The organism is Ferranicluibacter rubi (assembly GCF_011603255.1).
Taxonomy (GTDB): domain Bacteria; phylum Pseudomonadota; class Alphaproteobacteria; order Rhizobiales; family Rhizobiaceae; genus Ferranicluibacter; species Ferranicluibacter rubi.
Window position 1 is genome coordinate 178,951 of sequence record NZ_JAANCM010000007.1, and the last position, 14,807, is coordinate 193,757.

General features: G+C 62.7%; 14 protein-coding genes. 9 read left to right on the forward strand and 5 right to left on the reverse strand.

Translation table 11 applies throughout. The features are described 5' to 3' along the window. Positions 1-14 precede the first annotated feature (14 nt). From G8E10_RS15225 to G8E10_RS15235, 3 genes are read right to left on the reverse strand one after another with little or no spacing between them, the layout of a single operon-like run. The gene (locus tag G8E10_RS15225; protein WP_132665308.1) at positions 15-836 is read right to left on the reverse strand and encodes a carbohydrate ABC transporter permease; all 822 of its coding nucleotides are present in this window, start codon (positions 834-836) and stop codon (positions 15-17) included. Further along, the gene (locus G8E10_RS15230) at positions 836-1,744 is read right to left on the reverse strand and encodes a carbohydrate ABC transporter permease (RefSeq protein ID WP_422038851.1); all 909 of its coding nucleotides are present in this window, start codon (positions 1,742-1,744) and stop codon (positions 836-838) included. Before G8E10_RS15230 ends, G8E10_RS15225 begins: the two co-directional genes overlap by 1 nt. Positions 1,745-1,761: 17 nt before the next feature. Next, entirely contained in the window at positions 1,762-2,922 is a 1,161-nt protein-coding gene (locus tag G8E10_RS15235; RefSeq protein WP_132665306.1) for an ABC transporter ATP-binding protein, read from the reverse strand. Positions 2,923-3,231: 309 nt separating this feature from the next. Between G8E10_RS15235 and G8E10_RS15240 the strand changes: the two genes are divergently transcribed. Beyond that, complete coding sequence (locus tag G8E10_RS15240; protein ID WP_132665305.1) at positions 3,232-3,516, forward strand: toxin-antitoxin system TumE family protein; 285 nt, start codon at positions 3,232-3,234, stop codon at positions 3,514-3,516. Next, complete coding sequence (locus G8E10_RS15245; protein WP_207904049.1) at positions 3,513-3,887, forward strand: HVO_A0114 family putative DNA-binding protein; 375 nt, start codon at positions 3,513-3,515, stop codon at positions 3,885-3,887. The genes G8E10_RS15240 and G8E10_RS15245 overlap by 4 nt, the downstream gene beginning before the upstream one ends. Before the next feature lie 380 nt (positions 3,888-4,267). On the opposite strand, the gene G8E10_RS15250 is transcribed toward G8E10_RS15245, so the two are convergent. Then, complete coding sequence (locus tag G8E10_RS15250; RefSeq protein WP_167129941.1) at positions 4,268-5,668, reverse strand: helix-turn-helix domain-containing protein; 1,401 nt, start codon at positions 5,666-5,668, stop codon at positions 4,268-4,270. Positions 5,669-5,794: 126 nt separating this feature from the next. Between G8E10_RS15250 and G8E10_RS15255 the strand changes: the two genes are divergently transcribed. From G8E10_RS15255 to G8E10_RS15285, 7 genes are all read left to right on the forward strand, one after another. Next, on the forward strand, positions 5,795-7,387 hold the full coding sequence (locus G8E10_RS15255; protein ID WP_167129942.1) for an isocitrate lyase: 1,593 nt from the start codon (positions 5,795-5,797) through the stop codon (positions 7,385-7,387). A gap of 433 nt (positions 7,388-7,820) precedes the next feature. Continuing rightward, positions 7,821-9,179 carry an NAD(P)H-dependent oxidoreductase gene (locus G8E10_RS15260; RefSeq protein ID WP_110802621.1) on the forward strand — a complete coding sequence of 453 codons (1,359 nt, stop codon included), beginning with the start codon at positions 7,821-7,823 and terminating at the stop codon, positions 9,177-9,179. Positions 9,180-9,314: 135 nt separating this feature from the next. Then, the gene (locus tag G8E10_RS15265) at positions 9,315-10,223 is read left to right on the forward strand and encodes an NAD(P)-dependent oxidoreductase (RefSeq protein WP_167129943.1); all 909 of its coding nucleotides are present in this window, start codon (positions 9,315-9,317) and stop codon (positions 10,221-10,223) included. A 33-nt stretch (positions 10,224-10,256) separates the two neighbouring features. After that, the gene (locus tag G8E10_RS15270; protein ID WP_167129944.1) at positions 10,257-11,252 is read left to right on the forward strand and encodes a DctP family TRAP transporter solute-binding subunit; all 996 of its coding nucleotides are present in this window, start codon (positions 10,257-10,259) and stop codon (positions 11,250-11,252) included. Positions 11,253-11,331: 79 nt separating this feature from the next. Beyond that, positions 11,332-11,883 carry a TRAP transporter small permease gene (locus G8E10_RS15275; protein WP_110802627.1) on the forward strand — a complete coding sequence of 184 codons (552 nt, stop codon included), beginning with the start codon at positions 11,332-11,334 and terminating at the stop codon, positions 11,881-11,883. 4 nt (positions 11,884-11,887) lie between these two features. After that, positions 11,888-13,168, forward strand: a complete 1,281-nt coding sequence (locus G8E10_RS15280) for a TRAP transporter large permease (RefSeq protein ID WP_110802628.1) — start codon at positions 11,888-11,890, stop codon at positions 13,166-13,168. Between the two features lies 1 nt (position 13,169). Continuing rightward, positions 13,170-13,709, forward strand: a complete 540-nt coding sequence (locus G8E10_RS15285) for a gluconokinase (RefSeq protein WP_207904048.1) — start codon at positions 13,170-13,172, stop codon at positions 13,707-13,709. Here the strand turns inward: G8E10_RS15285 and G8E10_RS15290 are convergent. Further along, positions 13,689-14,600 (reverse strand): LysR substrate-binding domain-containing protein, encoded by a 912-nt coding sequence (locus G8E10_RS15290; RefSeq protein WP_110802629.1) that lies wholly within the window; start codon positions 14,598-14,600, stop codon positions 13,689-13,691. The two genes, G8E10_RS15285 and G8E10_RS15290, sit on opposite strands and share 21 nt — an antisense overlap. Positions 14,601-14,807 lie beyond the last annotated feature (207 nt).

A 14,807-nucleotide genomic window follows, 5' to 3' on the forward strand; every position in this document is an offset into this window, starting at 1 on the left:
TGGTTCGGGCCGCGTCACTTGACGCCGGTCATGGTGATGCCCGCGATGAAGTGCCGCCGGACGAGGAGGAAGCAGACCAGCATGGGGGCGGTGATGAGGGTGGCGCCGGCCATCAGCGCGCCGTAATTGGCACCGGTCTCGACATCGGCGAAAAACAGCATGCCGAGCGGCGGCGGCGCGAGGTTGGTGTCGGACACGACGATCATTGGCCAGTAGAGATCGTTCCAGTGCGCGACGAGGGAGAAGACCGTGAAGGCGGCCAGCGACGGCAGCGAGCCGCGCAGGACGAGACGCCAGCAGATCTCCAGTTCCGAGAAGCCGTCGAGCCGTGCCGCCTCGATGATCTCGTTCGGATAGCTGCGGAAGGACTGATGAAAGAGAAAGATGGCAAAGACCGAGAGGAAGAACGGCGCCATCATCGCGAAATAGGTGTTGAGCAGGTCGGCCTTGGCGAGGCCAACGAAAAGCGGAAGGGCCAGCGCCTGGATGGGCACGCAAAGGGCGGCGATGACCAGCGACAGGAGAAGGCGGCGGCCGGGAAAACGCAGCTTGGCCAGCGCATAGGCGGCAGGCACCGCGGTCAGCACCTGCATGACGAGGATGCCGAGGCAGACGATCACGCCGTTCAGCATGAACCGGGCCATCGGCACCTGTCCGGCGGCCTGGGAATAGTTCTCCACCGCGTCGAAGCTTTTGGGGATCGGCCAGAACGAGACGTCGAAGACCTCGGCCGGCGAGCGGATGGAGGTCAGCACCATCCAGTAGAAGGGAAACAGCATGACGATGGCGCCAAGCGCCAGAACAGCATGCGGGGTCAGCTTGCGCAGAGCGGTCATCAATAGTGCACCTTCCGGTCGAGATGCAGCGTCTGACCGATGGACAGGACGAGCACGATGGCAAGGAAGATGAGGGTGAGCGCCGCGGCATAGCCGGTGTTCGAATATTCGAACCCTTCGAGATAGAGAGCGAACAGCAGCGTCTCCGAGCCGGACCGGCCCTTGGTCAGCACGGCCACCGTCTCGAACACCTTGAAGGCGGAGATCGAGGTCGTGACGATGACGAACATCGTCGTCGGCCCGAGCATCGGCCATGTCACGGTCAGGAAGCGGTCGAGCGAGCTTTTGGCCCCATCGAGCCGTGCCGCCTCGTAAAGATCCTTTGAAATGGCTGTGAGGCCGGCGAGGAACAGGACCATGTTGAAGCCGAGCACCTGCCAGATGCCGATGAGCGCCATGGTCGGAATGAGCAGCGACGGGTTCGACAGAAAGCTGACGGGTTCAAAACCAAGCCACTTGATCGCTGCGTTGACGGGCCCGAGCGACGGGTGGAGCAGAAACTGCCAGACGGTCGCCATGGCCACCAGCGTTGCGGTGACCGGCAGGAAATAGGCCACCTCCCAGAAGGCCCGACTGCGCTTCGTCCCATGGACGAGGAGCGCGACGCCGAGGGCGAGAAACACGCCGAAGGGAATGACGAGGGCGGCATAGAGCACGGTGTTGGACAGCGCCCGCAGGAAGACCGCGTCGTGGAACGCCTTTATGAAGTTCTCCAGCCCGATGAAGCGGATCGACAGGGCGCCGAGCTGGTAGTCCGTGACGGAGAAGACGGCGAGCAGCAGCATGGGCAGGATGTAGATCGCCAGCAGCAGGAACACGGCCGGAGCGGAAAACATCAGGCCGTTGCGCATCATGCGGCGGTCGCGGCTGTTCGACGAGGCGACTCCGGGCTTGACCGGCAACGTCATATTGGTCGGAACAGCCGTCATGCCAGCACCCGCTCGCGCACGGTAAGCGGCCGGCGCAGGTCGTTTGCGCCGAACAGATGCGCCCGCTCCGCATGGAAGCCGAGGTGGACGGTGCCATCGGACGCAACGCCCGGTTTCGCCGTTGCCGTCTGTCGCACGGTCAGGCGCACGGTGGGATCGGCGAGGAGCTGGCAGGTCATGTAGCGATCGGCGCCATGGGTTTCGCTGCGCAGCACCTTTACGGCGAGACCTTGATGCAGGGATAAGCCATCGGTAGCAATGAACAGATCTTCCGAGCGAAGGCCGAGCGTGGCCGGGCCGGTATCGCCCTTGGTGCGCAGGCCGAGCGCCTGCCCGTAAGCTGAAATCTCGCCCGCGCTATCGACGTCGACCGGCAGCAGATTGATCGACGGCGAGCCGATGAAGCGCGCGACGGTGAGGGTTGCCGGCTGGCGATAGAGTTCGTCCGGCGTCCCCAGTTGCTCAATGCGCCCTTCCGACATCAGCGCAATGCGGTCCGACATGGTCAACGCCTCGATCTGGTCGTGCGTGACGTAGACGAAGGTCGCCCCGAGCCGGCGATGCAGCGCGACGAGTTCCTCGCGCATATGGGCGCGCAGTTTGGCATCGAGGTTGGAGAGCGGCTCGTCCATGAGGAAGGCAGCGGGCGAGCGCACGATGGCACGGGCAAGGGCCACCCGCTGGCGCTGACCGCCGGAAAGCTGCGACGGCTTGCGATCGAGGAGGTGGCCGATCTGCAGCATACCCGCTGCGCGTTCGACATCCTCCGTGATGGCGTTCCGGATCTTCGACGTGCCGAACAGGCCGCCGACCACCGGCAGGCGCGCCGACATGGGCAGTCGGCGCATGCGCAGCGGCGTGGCGATATTCTCCCGCACGCTCATATGCGGGTAGAGCGCGTAGGACTGGAACACCATGGCGAGGTTGCGATCGCTTGGATCGACATTCGTCACCTCGCCGCCGCCGATGGCGACCGCCCCCTGATCCGGACTTTCAAGGCCCGCAATGATTCTCAGCAGCGTGGACTTGCCGCAACCCGACATGCCAACCAGCGACAGAAACTCGCCCGGCCGGATGGAAAGATCGATGCCCTTGAGGACCTCGTCCGGCCCGAACCGTTTTCTGATGTTGCGAAGATCGATGGCTTGCGACGACATGATGCGCTCCTGTTTCGAGGCGCGTATGCCGCCTCGAGATGACAGGCAGACAACCGTTTGACGAAAGATCGATGACAGGTCGGTTCAGAGCCTGTGCGGCGCTCATACGTTTTCTGATGTTCGATCGGACCGGCGGCGTTGTTCATCGCGGTGTTTGTGGATGAAGCCATCGCGATCGCGACAACGAGGGATGATAGACGAACGGATACCAAAGCCTGCCCCGCATCGGGATATGCAGCTTCATCGACGCCGCTCATCTGCCAGCGCTGGCATGCTTGACAACACCTTAGTGTTGGCGTAAAAGACATCATGAAGGCCGAAAAACTCCTGCATGAAAAGCGCCTCCTTCGCGACGGCGCGATCGTTGAGATGGTGATCTGGAAAGTGCCTCATCCGGTTCCGGCCAGCAGCCATTCCTACAAGTACCGTTTGTTTTTCGGCAGAAATGGCGAGCGTATCGTCGGATACGACAATGAGCGGGGCAAGGGTGATCATTGCCATCTCGATGGGGTGGAGCACCCTTATGTTTTCGTCAGCGTCGATCGCCTGAGGGATGATTTTCTCACCGAAGTCAGAAGGAGGTTGAAGCCATGAACCGTGCAGTGATCCAGATCCGGCAGGATGACGACGATCTGACCGCGATCGCGGCCATGGGAGAGCGCTTCGTCACGGCATGGAAAAGCGGCGAGCGACAGGACCCTGTGGCCGTTCTGACCTTCGCCTCTCCCGCGCAACTGTTCTCCGTGATCTCGCCCAAGCGTTGGGCACTGATCGAGGCGTTGCAGAAGATCGGTCCGTCCAGCATCCGCGCTGTTGCCCGCGCGCTCGACAGGGATATCAAGCGCGTCCATGAGGACGTGACCGCTCTCATGGAATGGGGTCTCGTCGAGAAAGACGAGAGCGGTAAGGTCCATGTCCCCTACGATGAGATCGAAGCTGACTTCACACTCAAAGCGGCCGCTTGAACCGACACACATGCCGGTCATGACAAGGGCGGGCGGGGCCGAAGCGACGACGGTGCGCAGCTTGCGGCCGTATTCGAGCAGCCATAGAGGTCCGTGACCATGGCACCTTCACCTATCGTCAAGACGCGATGTCTGCCCATGAGGCAGAATCCGACGTGGCGGACCCCGAGCGCTGAGAGATGGAGGCGGCACGAAACAGCGTTGGTCATTCCGTTTTAGGTCAACGGACCCTTTTTGTCGTTTGTGCCTCTGTGAAGCCGACATCAATCGACTCAATTTCCATAATGTCCGCGCGGAGGCACTCGATGACGGCACGAACGGATGCGGCAGTTTTCATGTCCGTATGTAAGACAGCCAAACCGAGGGCTCCAGCCCTCTCCTCAAGTATCCGCGAAGCCAAAAGGTGCCGCCGTCCGGCGGAAATCGTCGATGAGGATCTGGCGGCCGATCGGGGGTTCGGCGCGCGAGGTGCAGGTGGCGCGCTGGCAGAGGCGGCAGGCGATGCCGACGAGGGTCGGGGTGCGGTCGCTGTCGGGGCGGACGTAGATCAGGCGATCGGCGTGCTGCGCATCGCAGACGAGCGCGACCGCGCGGTCGACGCGCGTGACGCCGTAAGCGCCGCCGCCGGCGCTGACCGTGCGGGCGATCGAGAAGAAGCGCTGCCCGTCTGGAAACTCGAGCCATTGAGTGACGATCTCACCCGGCATGCGGAAGACCTGATGGACGTTCCACAGCGGACAGCCGCCGCCCGAGGCGGAAAAAGGGAAATGCGCGCCATCCAGCCGCTTGGACACGTTGCCGGCGGCATCCAGCCGGATGAAGAAGAAGGGCACGCGTTCCTGTCCCGGCTTCTGTAGCGTCGTCATCCTGTGCGCCGTTTGCTCGAAGCTGGTGGTGAACTGGCGCGACAGGGCGGCCAGATCGTATCGCCGCGTTTCCACCGCCTTGGCAAAGGCGCTGTAGGGCATCAGCAACGCGGCCGCGCCGTAGCTCGCGAGCGACCGGCGCGCGAGCCGGGCGCTCGTTTCCGTCTGGAAATGGCCCTCCTCTACGGCGTCGGCGATCTCCTTGCCGAATTCGAGATAAGCAAGCTGCTGGGCGAGCTGAAACTGCTGGCTTGCCATGTCCAGGGACTCGTCGAGCAGGATCTGCTTGTGGTGCAGGTCGTGCCGACGCAACGAGTCCGACATGATGGAGGAGGGGAGGCGGCGGATGCGCAAGCCATGCCGCTCCAGCAGATACTGGGCGATGCCGCCCTTGTCCTTGACGGTTGCGGCCAGTCTCTCGGCCACGGTGTCGAGCGTTGGAAAGCTGTTTCGCCGCGCGGCGAGGAAGCGGCGTGTGGCGGCCACCGGCTCGACCGTCTCCAGCCTTTGCGCGCCCTGGTCGGGCAGGCGCTCAGCAAGGGCGAGCTGCTCCTCGCGATAGGCGGTGTAAAGCCGCAGCAAGGCCTCGCTGAAGCCCGGAAAGCCGTTCGCCACCTCCGAGATCTCGGTGGTGACAAGGTCGATATCAGCGAAGATCGGGTCTTTCATGACGGTCTGCAACCGCGCGGCGTGATCGGCTCCGCCATCGCCGGCGAGATCCGCCATATCGACTTTGTAGGATCGCGCCAGCCGCAGCAGCACCTCTGCCGTCACCGGCCGGTGATTGCGCTCCATCAGCGCGATGTAGGAGGCCGAGATCTCGAGGTCTGCGGCCATGTCGGATTGCGTCAGTCCGAGATTGCGCCGCAGCCGTCTCAGGCGCGCGCCGACATACACACCCTGCTTGTCCGACATGCCATTTCTCCATCCTTACAACATTACAAGCAAAATTTGTAAGGTTTGACAAGTGCACACCGAAGTCTCTGACGCATCCCGAAAATGCGGAATATCAAGGCTGCATCAAAACTGAGGAGTGTTCTGATGGCTTACAAGACCGATTACGGGAAGATCGAAGATCTGATTTCTGCCAATACGAGCTGGAGCGGCGTCACCCCCGAAGCCGTATCCCGCATGCGGCTGCAGAACCGCTTCAAGACGGGTCTCGACATTGCGCGCTATACCGCCGACATCATGCGCCGCGACATGGCGGCCTACGATGCCGATCCGGCCAACTACACCCAGTCGCTCGGCTGCTGGCACGGCTTCATCGCCCAGCAGAAGATGATCTCGATCAAGAAGCACTTCGGCACCACGAAGGGACGGTACCTCTACCTGTCCGGCTGGATGGTTGCGGCTCTGCGCTCCGAGTTTGGCCCGCTGCCCGACCAGTCAATGCACGAGAAGACCAGCGTTCCCGCGCTGATCGAGGAGCTTTACACCTTCCTGCGTCAGGCCGATGCCCGCGAACTCGGCATGCTGTTCCGCGATATCGATGCGGCGCGCGCCGCCGGCGACATCGCCCGGGAGCGGCAGTTGCAGCAGGCGATCGAGAACTATCAGACGCATGTCGTTCCCGTTATCGCCGACATCGACGCAGGCTTCGGCAATGCCGAGGCGACCTATCTTCTGGCCAAGAAGATGATCGAGGCCGGTGCCTGCGCGCTGCAGATCGAAAACCAGGTTTCCGACGAAAAGCAGTGCGGTCACCAGGACGGCAAGGTCACGGTTCCCCACGAGGACTTCATCGCGAAAATCCGCGCCTGCCGCTACGCTTTCCTCGAAATGGGCATCGACAACGGCATCATCGTCGCCCGCACGGACTCGCTCGGTGCCGGCCTCACCAAGCAGATCGCCGTCAGCGCGGAAGCCGGCGATATCGGCGACCTCTACAATTCCTTTCTCGATTGCGAGGAAGTCGCCGACATCAGTTCGCTCAATGGCGATGTCATCATCAACCGCGGCGGCAAGCTGATGCGCCCGAAGCGCCTGCCGTCCAACCTCTACCAGTTCCGCGAAGGCACCGGTGCGGACCGCTGCGTTCTCGATTGCATCACCTCGCTCCAGAACGGCGCCGACCTGTTGTGGATCGAAACGGAAAAGCCGCATATCGAGCAGATCGCCGGCATGGTCGATCGCGTTCGCGAGGTCGTTCCGAATGCGAAGCTCGTCTACAACAACTCGCCGTCGTTCAACTGGACGCTGAACTTCCGCCAGCAGGTCTTCGACGCCTGGGCAAAGGAGGGCAAGGACGTTTCGGCCTATGATCGCGCCCGGCTGATGAGCGTCGATTACGACGCGACGCCGCTCGGCCAGGAAGCGGATGAGTGGATCCGGACGTTCCAGCGCGATGCTGCAAAGCGCGCCGGCATCTTCCACCACCTGATCACGCTGCCGACCTACCACACGGCAGCCCTGTCGACGGACAATCTGGCGAAGGAATACTTCGGCGATGCAGGCATGCTCGGCTACGTCAAGGGCGTCCAGCGGAAGGAAATCCGGGAAGGCATCGCCTGTGTCAAGCACCAGAACATGGCCGGCTCCGACCTTGGCGACGACCACAAGGAATATTTCGCCGGCGACGCCGCCCTGAAGGCCGGCGGCTCGCACAACACGATGAACCAGTTCGCGGCCTGAAGATAGCCGCGAAGGGCACACGGGCGACCGCGTCCCTTGGGTTTCAGACGGTCACGGACAGATTTGGCTATTTGCATGAGCGCGGGGTGGAAGCCCCGCGCTCATGCATTTTGCGTTGTGCGGCAATGAGACCGTAGTGATCCCGGCGGCAATTTGCGGCCTCCGACAATGTAGATATTCTAATCATTCCTCCGATTATTCTAAATGGAGCTAACTCCTCTTCTCTCGTATTGTCATTTCAGAAGCCGCTTTGGGAGGCGGCTGAGAGGGGCGCGGACAGAGGACCGCGCTCTTTGGGAGGAGACGAAATACGCAATCGACGCCGTTTTGACGGGCAGGCAACCATGCCTGAGCCGCAAATGTATGTCTGTTGCCGACCCTGTCTCCGGCCGGTCTCTCTTCAACCGAGTTGTCCCCAGCCGAGGATCTTGAAATGAATCTCTATTCACTGCTTCAACTTCGTGCCGACAATGGCCGTCCGGTGCGCGTCGGGCTCATCGGCGCCGGCAAGTTCGGATCGATGGTCATGGCCCAGGCGCAGCGCATCCAGGGCCTGCACCTCGTCGGCGTCGTCGATCTGGATGTCGGCAAGGCGAAGGAATCCATGGCCCGCGTCGGCTGGCCGAAAGAGCGCACCTCCGCCACCAGCTGCGGCGATGCGATCAAGACCGGCTCGACCTTCGTCACCGACGACGTCAAGGCGCTCTACGAATGCGGCGAGATCGAGTGCATCATCGAGGCGACAGGCCATCCGATCGCCGGAACGCGCCATGCGCTCGGTGCCATCGAACACAACAAGCACGTCGTCATGGTCAATGTCGAAGCCGACGTCATGGTCGGGCCGATCCTTGCCGAAAAGGCACGGGCCAAAGGCCTGATCTATTCCATGGCCTATGGCGACCAGCCGGCGCTGATCTGCGAGCTGGTCGACTGGGCTCGCGCCACCGGCTTCGAGGTGACCTCGGCCGGCAAGGGCATGAACTTCGAGCCGCGCTATCGCTACTCGACGCCGGATACGGTCTGGGGCCTCTTCGGCTGGACCGAGGAACAGGTCGCGGCCGACAACCTCAACCCCAAGCTCTACAATTCCTTTACCGACGGCACCAAGGCGGCCATCGAAATGGCAGCGGTCGCCAACGGCACCGGCCTCGATTGCCCGGATGATGGCCTCGCATTCCCGCCCGCCGGGCTTCATGATCTGGCCCGCGTTTTCCGCCCGACATCCGACGGCGGCCGCATGGCGCGCTCGGGCCTCGTCGATATCGCCGCCAGCCAGGAGCCGGATGGCCGCGAGGTGTTCAACAACATCCGCTACGGCGTATTCGTTACCTTCAAGGCGCACAATGAGTATGCCCGCGCCTGCTTCAAGCAATACGGCCTTCTGACCGATCCCTCCGGCTGGTACGCCTCGATGTGGCGCCCCTTCCATATCATCGGTCTGGAAACATCGGTGAGCGTTCTCTCCGCCGTGCTGCGCAATGAGCCGACCGGTTGCTCCAAGGAATTCCGCGGCGATGCGGTGGCGACGGCGAAGAAGGACATGCAGCCGGGCGAGATGCTGGACGGCGAGGGCGGCTATGCCGTCTGGGCCAATGCGATCCCGGCCGCCCGCAGCCTCGACCTCAAGGCCCTGCCGATTGGTCTTGCGCATAACGTGAAGCTGAAGCGTCCGATCAAGAAAGACCAGATTGTGTCCTTCGACGATGTCGAGATCGTCAACGACCTTGATGTCGTGCGCCTGCGCCAGGAGATGGAACAGAGCTTCCATCCTTCCAAGCTCGCCGCCGAGTAGGGGCTGAAGATGGCCGGAAACGCTTTCGACACGCATCGGTAACGCTTCCGCAAGGCCTTTCCACCACCTATCGTCTGGGAACGGCCGGTCCGCTCCCAGACGCCGCAAGATCCCTCAACGGGGAAGGACAGGAACATGACAACGACAGGCGCTGCCATCAGCAACATCGCCGTCATCGGCACCGGCATCATGGGCGGCCCCATGGCGGGGCGGCTGGCGGAAGCGGGCTATGGGGTCACCGCCTGGAACCGGACGTCCGACAAGGCGCAGGGCCTGAAAGGGCTCGGCGTCGAGACGGCCGCCAACGCGCAGGATGCCGTCCGGCAGGCGGATGTGGTTCTTTGCATGCTGAGCTCCGGCCCGGTCTGCGAGGCGGTGCTTGACGGCGAGGGCGGCGTGATCGCGGCCATGCGTCCGGGTTCGGTCCTCCTCGTCATGAGTTCCATTCCGGTCGAGACCGCGGTCGCGCTGGGTGAGGCTGCGGCAAAACGAGACATCGACTGTCTCGACGCCCCGGTCTCGGGCGGCGAGAAGGGTGCCAAGGACGGCACGCTTGCGATCATGGCCGGCGGACGGGCCGAGGTGGTCGAACGTCTCGCACCGGTCTTTGCCCCTCTCGGGCGCGTGACCCATGTGGGGCCTGCCGGCAGCGGCGCACTGACGAAGCTCGCCAACCAGCTGATCGTCGCGTCGACCATCTGTGCCGTGGCGGAAGCGCTGACCCTTGCCGAGCGCGGCGGCGCCGATCCGGCAAAGGTCCGCGAGGCGCTCCTCGGAGGCTTTGCAGACTCCACCGTATTTCGACAGCACGGTTTGCGCATGGTGGAGCGCAATTTCGAGCCCGGCGGACCGGCGAAGTATCAGGTGAAGGATACATCGACGGCCCTCGGTTTTGCCCGACATCACGGCCTCAGACTGCCGATCAGCGAGGAGGTTGATCGTTTGTTCCAGGCTATGGTGGATCATGGCGACGGTGATCTCGATCACAGCGCTGTCATTCTCGAACTGCAACGCATGAATTCGGGCGGGGACGGTACCGCCTGACAAGAATCTAACGTCACTTCTGGGAGGAATGAAATGAGACACTTTACGATCCGCAGCCTGCTGGCCGCCGCAACAATGCTCACAGCAACCATCGCGCAGGCGGAGACCTTGACCCTGTCGACGCCCGATCCGGACACGTCCGAGATCACGCTCGCCGCCAAGAAGTTCGCCGAGATCGTCTCGACCAAAACCAATGGCGAGCTGACGATCAAGGTCTTCCCGAACGGCACGCTCTATGGCGGCGATCCCGCAGCGGGCGTCAAGCAGCTGGCCGGCGGCTCGCTCGACATGCTGTTGAACTCGACCTCGCTCTACGCGACCTTCAATCCGAAGTTCACGGCGATCGCCATTCCCTACCAGTTCCGCGACATCGAGCAGCTGCGGGCCTATCTCGACAGCGAGAACGGCCAGGAACTGGAGGCCGACCTCAGCAAGATCGGCATCAAGGGCGTCGATCTCTGGTCGCGGCCGCTGCGCCAGATCACCAATTCGAAGCTTCCGATCACCTCTCCGGCCGACCTCAAGGGCCTGAAGCTGCGCGTACCGAACAATCCGCTCTGGGTCGAATTCTTCGGCGCAATGGGGGCTGCCCCGACACCGATGGCTTTTGCCGAGGTCTACAACGCGCTGCAGCTGAAGGTGGTCGACGGGCAGGAAAACCCGATCAACGTACCGGTGAGCGCCAAGCTTTATGAAGTGCAGACCTATGCGACGATCAGCAATCACATCGCCGATGCCTGGGTGCTGGGCATGAATCCCGCCCGCTACGAAAGCCTCAGCGACGCCTTCAAGACGGCGCTGACGGACGCCGCCAAGGAGACGGAAACCTGGAAGGCGGCAAATGATGCGGCCGACATCGAGAAATCCGTCGCGACGCTTAAGACCAATGGCATGCAGGTCAACGAGCTGACCGACGCGCAGCGCAAGGCCTTCGTCGATGTCGCCGCCGGCCTCGAGGAAAAGTTCGCAGCGCTCGTCAAAGACAAAGCCTTCTTCGACCGCACGCGCGCCTTCGTCACCACGAACTGAGGTCACGACGGCACCATGCCGCCATGGCATGGTGCCGGTCCTTTTTCGTTGCACCGCACTCATTCGAAAGGGCTTTCGCATGCGCGCTCCCCTTAGCTCGTTGTTGGGTACATTCGTTCGCCTCGTCGCCGATGTCGCGGCTGGTATCGCCTGTGCCGGCATTCTCATCGTCGTCCTGCTGCAGGTCATCGGCCGCCTTGCGGGCCACCCGCTCCCCTGGACGGAGGAGGCGACGCGCTTCCTGTTCATCTGGATGGTTTTTCTCGGGCTTGCGGCCGGTTTCCGCACGGTGGAAAGCGCCCGTGTCGTCGTCTTTCTCGTGATGGGCCGGCGCTTCTTCCAGAGGCTGGCCGTTCCGATCTATGTCGGATCGTCGGTCTTCTTCTTCGGCCTCATGGGCTGGACGGGCTTCACGCTGATGCGCCAGCAGATCATGATGAACGAGACCGCGGCGACAGTGCCAATCCCCATGTGGCTGATCGGCATGGTAATGCCGGTGTCGGCGGTGATCGCCATCCTCGCCATTTTCGACTCGCTGCGACATCGGCGCGACCTCATCGCCCTTCCCGAACTCGGACTTCCGGCCGGCGAAATCGCCCATGCCGACGTGTCCATCACGTCAGGATATTGATGCCATGTCGGTCTTTCTTCTTGTCGCCTTCTTCGGCCTGAGCATGCTCGGCATTCCGCTCGCGGTGGCGCTCGCGCTCGCCAGCGTCGCTACACTCACGCTTTTTACCTCCATGCCGCTCGATCTTCTGTCGCAGACGATGTTCTCCTCGATGAACTCGTTCCTGCTGGTGGCCGTGCCCCTGTTCATTCTGGTGGGAACCGTGATGGAGCGCGGCCGGGTGGCCGAGCGCATCTTCGATTTTGCCGAAGCCATGGTCGGCTGGCTGCCGGGCGGCCTCGGCCATGTCAACGTCATCTCGTCGGTCATCTTTTCCGGTGTTTCCGGCTCTTCCGTTGCCGACATCGCCTCGGTCGGCGCGATCGAGATCAAGGCGATGGAACGGCACGGCTTTCCCAAGGGCTATGCGGTCGGCATGACGCTCTGCACTGCGACGCTGTCCTCCATCATCCCGCCCTCGATCCTCGTCGTCATCGCCGGCTCGATCGCCAATGTCTCGATCGGCACGCTGCTGGTCGCGGGACTGGTCCCCGGCCTGTTCATCGCGCTTGCCTTCATGGTGTTCAACCATTTCTACTCGGTCTATTACGGCTACAATCCGCCATCACCGTTCAATCTGCGCATGGTCATGGTCACGGGCATCAGCGCCATCCTGCCCATGCTGACGCCGCTCATTCTCATCATCGGCATCGCCAGCGGTCTTTTCACGCCGACCGAAGCGGCAGCTATCGCCGTCGTCTATGTCGGGGTGCTCGGGGTTCTCGTCTACCGCACGCTGCCGGTTCGCGAACTCCCGGAAATCCTCATCTCCACGGCGCGCATTTCCGGCACCATCCTGTTTATCGCCGCGACCTCGCAGATCGCCGCCTGGGTCTTCACCTATGACGGCTTGCCGGACAAGGTTGCCGAGCTGCTGCAGGCCATGAACCTGGGTCCGCTGTCCGGCATGCTGGTCATCTTCGTCTTCCTCCTGATCATCGGCATCTTCATGGAAGCCATTCCGGCCATGTTCATCCTCATTCCCGTGCTGATGCCGCCGGTGCAGGCGATCGGCATCGACCCGATCCACTTTCTCATCGTCACCGTGATGACGCTCACCCTCGGCCTCGTCACGCCCCCGGTCGGCGTCTGCCTTTTTGCCGCCGCGCAGGTCGCCAACATGAGGGTCGAGGATGTGATCAGAGGATCGCTGGCGCCGATGGCGGTGCTGACGCTCGCCATCTTCGCGCTCGTCCTCTTCCCCATCCTCACGCTCGGCCCCATCCGCCTGCTGGGCATGTACTGAGATGACGGCATCGTCCTCTCCCGCCGGCTTCGTTATCGTCATGGGGACGGCGGGCACGGGCAAGTCCGAGATCGGCAGGCGGATCGCCAGCCGGCTCGGCTGCCGCTTCGTCGAGGCGGACGAGATGCATGCGCCCGAAGCCGTTGCGCAAATGCGCAACGGTGTACCGCTTACCGACGAACAGCGGATGCCCTGGCTTGACGCCGTCTGCGACCGGGCGCTAACGCCCGACGACCAGCCTGTGATCATCGCCTGTTCGGCGCTGAAACGGACCTATCGCGACCTTCTGCGCGCACGTCTCGGAAGCGCTCGCTTCATATCTTTGGAGGGAACGGCCGTGCTGATCCTTCAGCGGTTGCAGGCCCGTCGCGATCACTTCGCCACCGCCTCGCTGCTGGCAAGCCAGCTGGAGATACTGGAGACGCCGCGGGCCGACGAGGATGCCCTGCGACTGGATATCGCCTTGTCGCCGGAGGCCCTGACGGACAAGGCTTGTGTCTGGTTGTTGGACGAGGCCCTCTCAGCGCGGTATCGCGCCTGAGGGGTAGGCAGCCTGCCAGATGTCGCGTTCGGTGCGCAGCCATTCGAGGAACAGGCGAACCTTCTTCTGCCGGAGGTGGTCGCGCGGGCAGACGATCCACTGAGTGGAGATGCGGACTTCCGGCGGTGAGATGACGGGGCAGATGAGGCGGCCGCGTTGCAGTTCCTCATCCATCATCAGGGTGCTTTCGAGCGCGATACCCATGCCACGAACGGCGGCATCGATCGCCATATGACTACGATCGAAGAGGACACGCGGCCAGCGTTCCTCCGGTGTGACGCCCGCCAGCGGAAACCAGCTGTTCCATTGCGCCTGCGACTTCACCGAGTGGATCAGTCGATGCCCCAGAACCTCCTCCGGCCGGAGGCTGTTTGCGGCGGCGTAGTCCGGCGAGCACACAGGATAGAACTGCTCCTCGGCAATGCTCTCCACATAAAGGCCCGGCCATCGCCCGTCGCCATGACGCAGCTCGATATCGACCAGCTCCTGATTGAAGTCCGTCGGCTCGTTCGTGCCGTCGAGGCGGAGTTCGAGATCCGGATGACGGTCGAGAAAATGCCCGAGCCGCGGCAGGAGCCATTTGTTGGAGAGCGTCGGCGTCGCGCGGACCGTCAGCGTGGTCACCGAGCGGAAGCCGCGAAGAGTTGCGGTTGCCTGCTCTATGCTCTCCATCTGCCCCGATATCATCGAAAAATAGCGCTCGCCGGCCTCCGTTAGTGCAATACCGCGGCCGGCCTTCGTCAGGAGGGCCACGCCGAGCTGGACTTCGAGCACCTGAATCTGCTGGCTGACGGCCGAGGGCGTCACGCTCAGCTCTTCGGCCGCCCGCGCGATGCTGCCGGCACGCGCGGCGGCGTGGAAGACCAATATGGCTTTGATGGGAAGCTGCATCGCGGGATCCGGGTTTGACGTTCGAACCTAGACTATCGGGCGCGCCAGCGGAACAGTTCGCTCCTCGCTTCGACAGCCATGCACAGCTGCACGGCAGCCATGCGAAATCCCGTCTACCGGTTGGCTGCTTGGTGCCGTAGATTGCAGTCAGAATTTATCAGGACAAAGACCATGAAGACTGAAGCCCCCCGCAACCGTATCGCATTC

What these genes read in the sequence shown, in the direction of transcription:
- G8E10_RS15225 (WP_132665308.1), bottom strand. Translation starts at nt 836, where the DNA reads ATGACCGCTCTGCGCAAGCTGACCCCGCATGCTGTTCTGGCGCTTGGC.
- G8E10_RS15230 (WP_422038851.1), bottom strand. Translation starts at nt 1,744, where the DNA reads ATGACGTTGCCGGTCAAGCCCGGAGTCGCCTCGTCGAACAGCCGCGAC.
- G8E10_RS15235 (WP_132665306.1), bottom strand. Translation starts at nt 2,922, where the DNA reads ATGTCGTCGCAAGCCATCGATCTTCGCAACATCAGAAAACGGTTCGGG.
- G8E10_RS15240 (WP_132665305.1), top strand. Translation starts at nt 3,232, where the DNA reads ATGAAGGCCGAAAAACTCCTGCATGAAAAGCGCCTCCTTCGCGACGGC.
- G8E10_RS15245 (WP_207904049.1), top strand. Translation starts at nt 3,513, where the DNA reads ATGAACCGTGCAGTGATCCAGATCCGGCAGGATGACGACGATCTGACC.
- G8E10_RS15250 (WP_167129941.1), bottom strand. Translation starts at nt 5,668, where the DNA reads ATGTCGGACAAGCAGGGTGTGTATGTCGGCGCGCGCCTGAGACGGCTG.
- G8E10_RS15255 (WP_167129942.1), top strand. Translation starts at nt 5,795, where the DNA reads ATGGCTTACAAGACCGATTACGGGAAGATCGAAGATCTGATTTCTGCC.
- G8E10_RS15260 (WP_110802621.1), top strand. Translation starts at nt 7,821, where the DNA reads ATGAATCTCTATTCACTGCTTCAACTTCGTGCCGACAATGGCCGTCCG.
- G8E10_RS15265 (WP_167129943.1), top strand. Translation starts at nt 9,315, where the DNA reads ATGACAACGACAGGCGCTGCCATCAGCAACATCGCCGTCATCGGCACC.
- G8E10_RS15270 (WP_167129944.1), top strand. Translation starts at nt 10,257, where the DNA reads ATGAGACACTTTACGATCCGCAGCCTGCTGGCCGCCGCAACAATGCTC.
- G8E10_RS15275 (WP_110802627.1), top strand. Translation starts at nt 11,332, where the DNA reads ATGCGCGCTCCCCTTAGCTCGTTGTTGGGTACATTCGTTCGCCTCGTC.
- G8E10_RS15280 (WP_110802628.1), top strand. Translation starts at nt 11,888, where the DNA reads ATGTCGGTCTTTCTTCTTGTCGCCTTCTTCGGCCTGAGCATGCTCGGC.
- G8E10_RS15285 (WP_207904048.1), top strand. Translation starts at nt 13,170, where the DNA reads ATGACGGCATCGTCCTCTCCCGCCGGCTTCGTTATCGTCATGGGGACG.
- G8E10_RS15290 (WP_110802629.1), bottom strand. Translation starts at nt 14,600, where the DNA reads ATGCAGCTTCCCATCAAAGCCATATTGGTCTTCCACGCCGCCGCGCGT.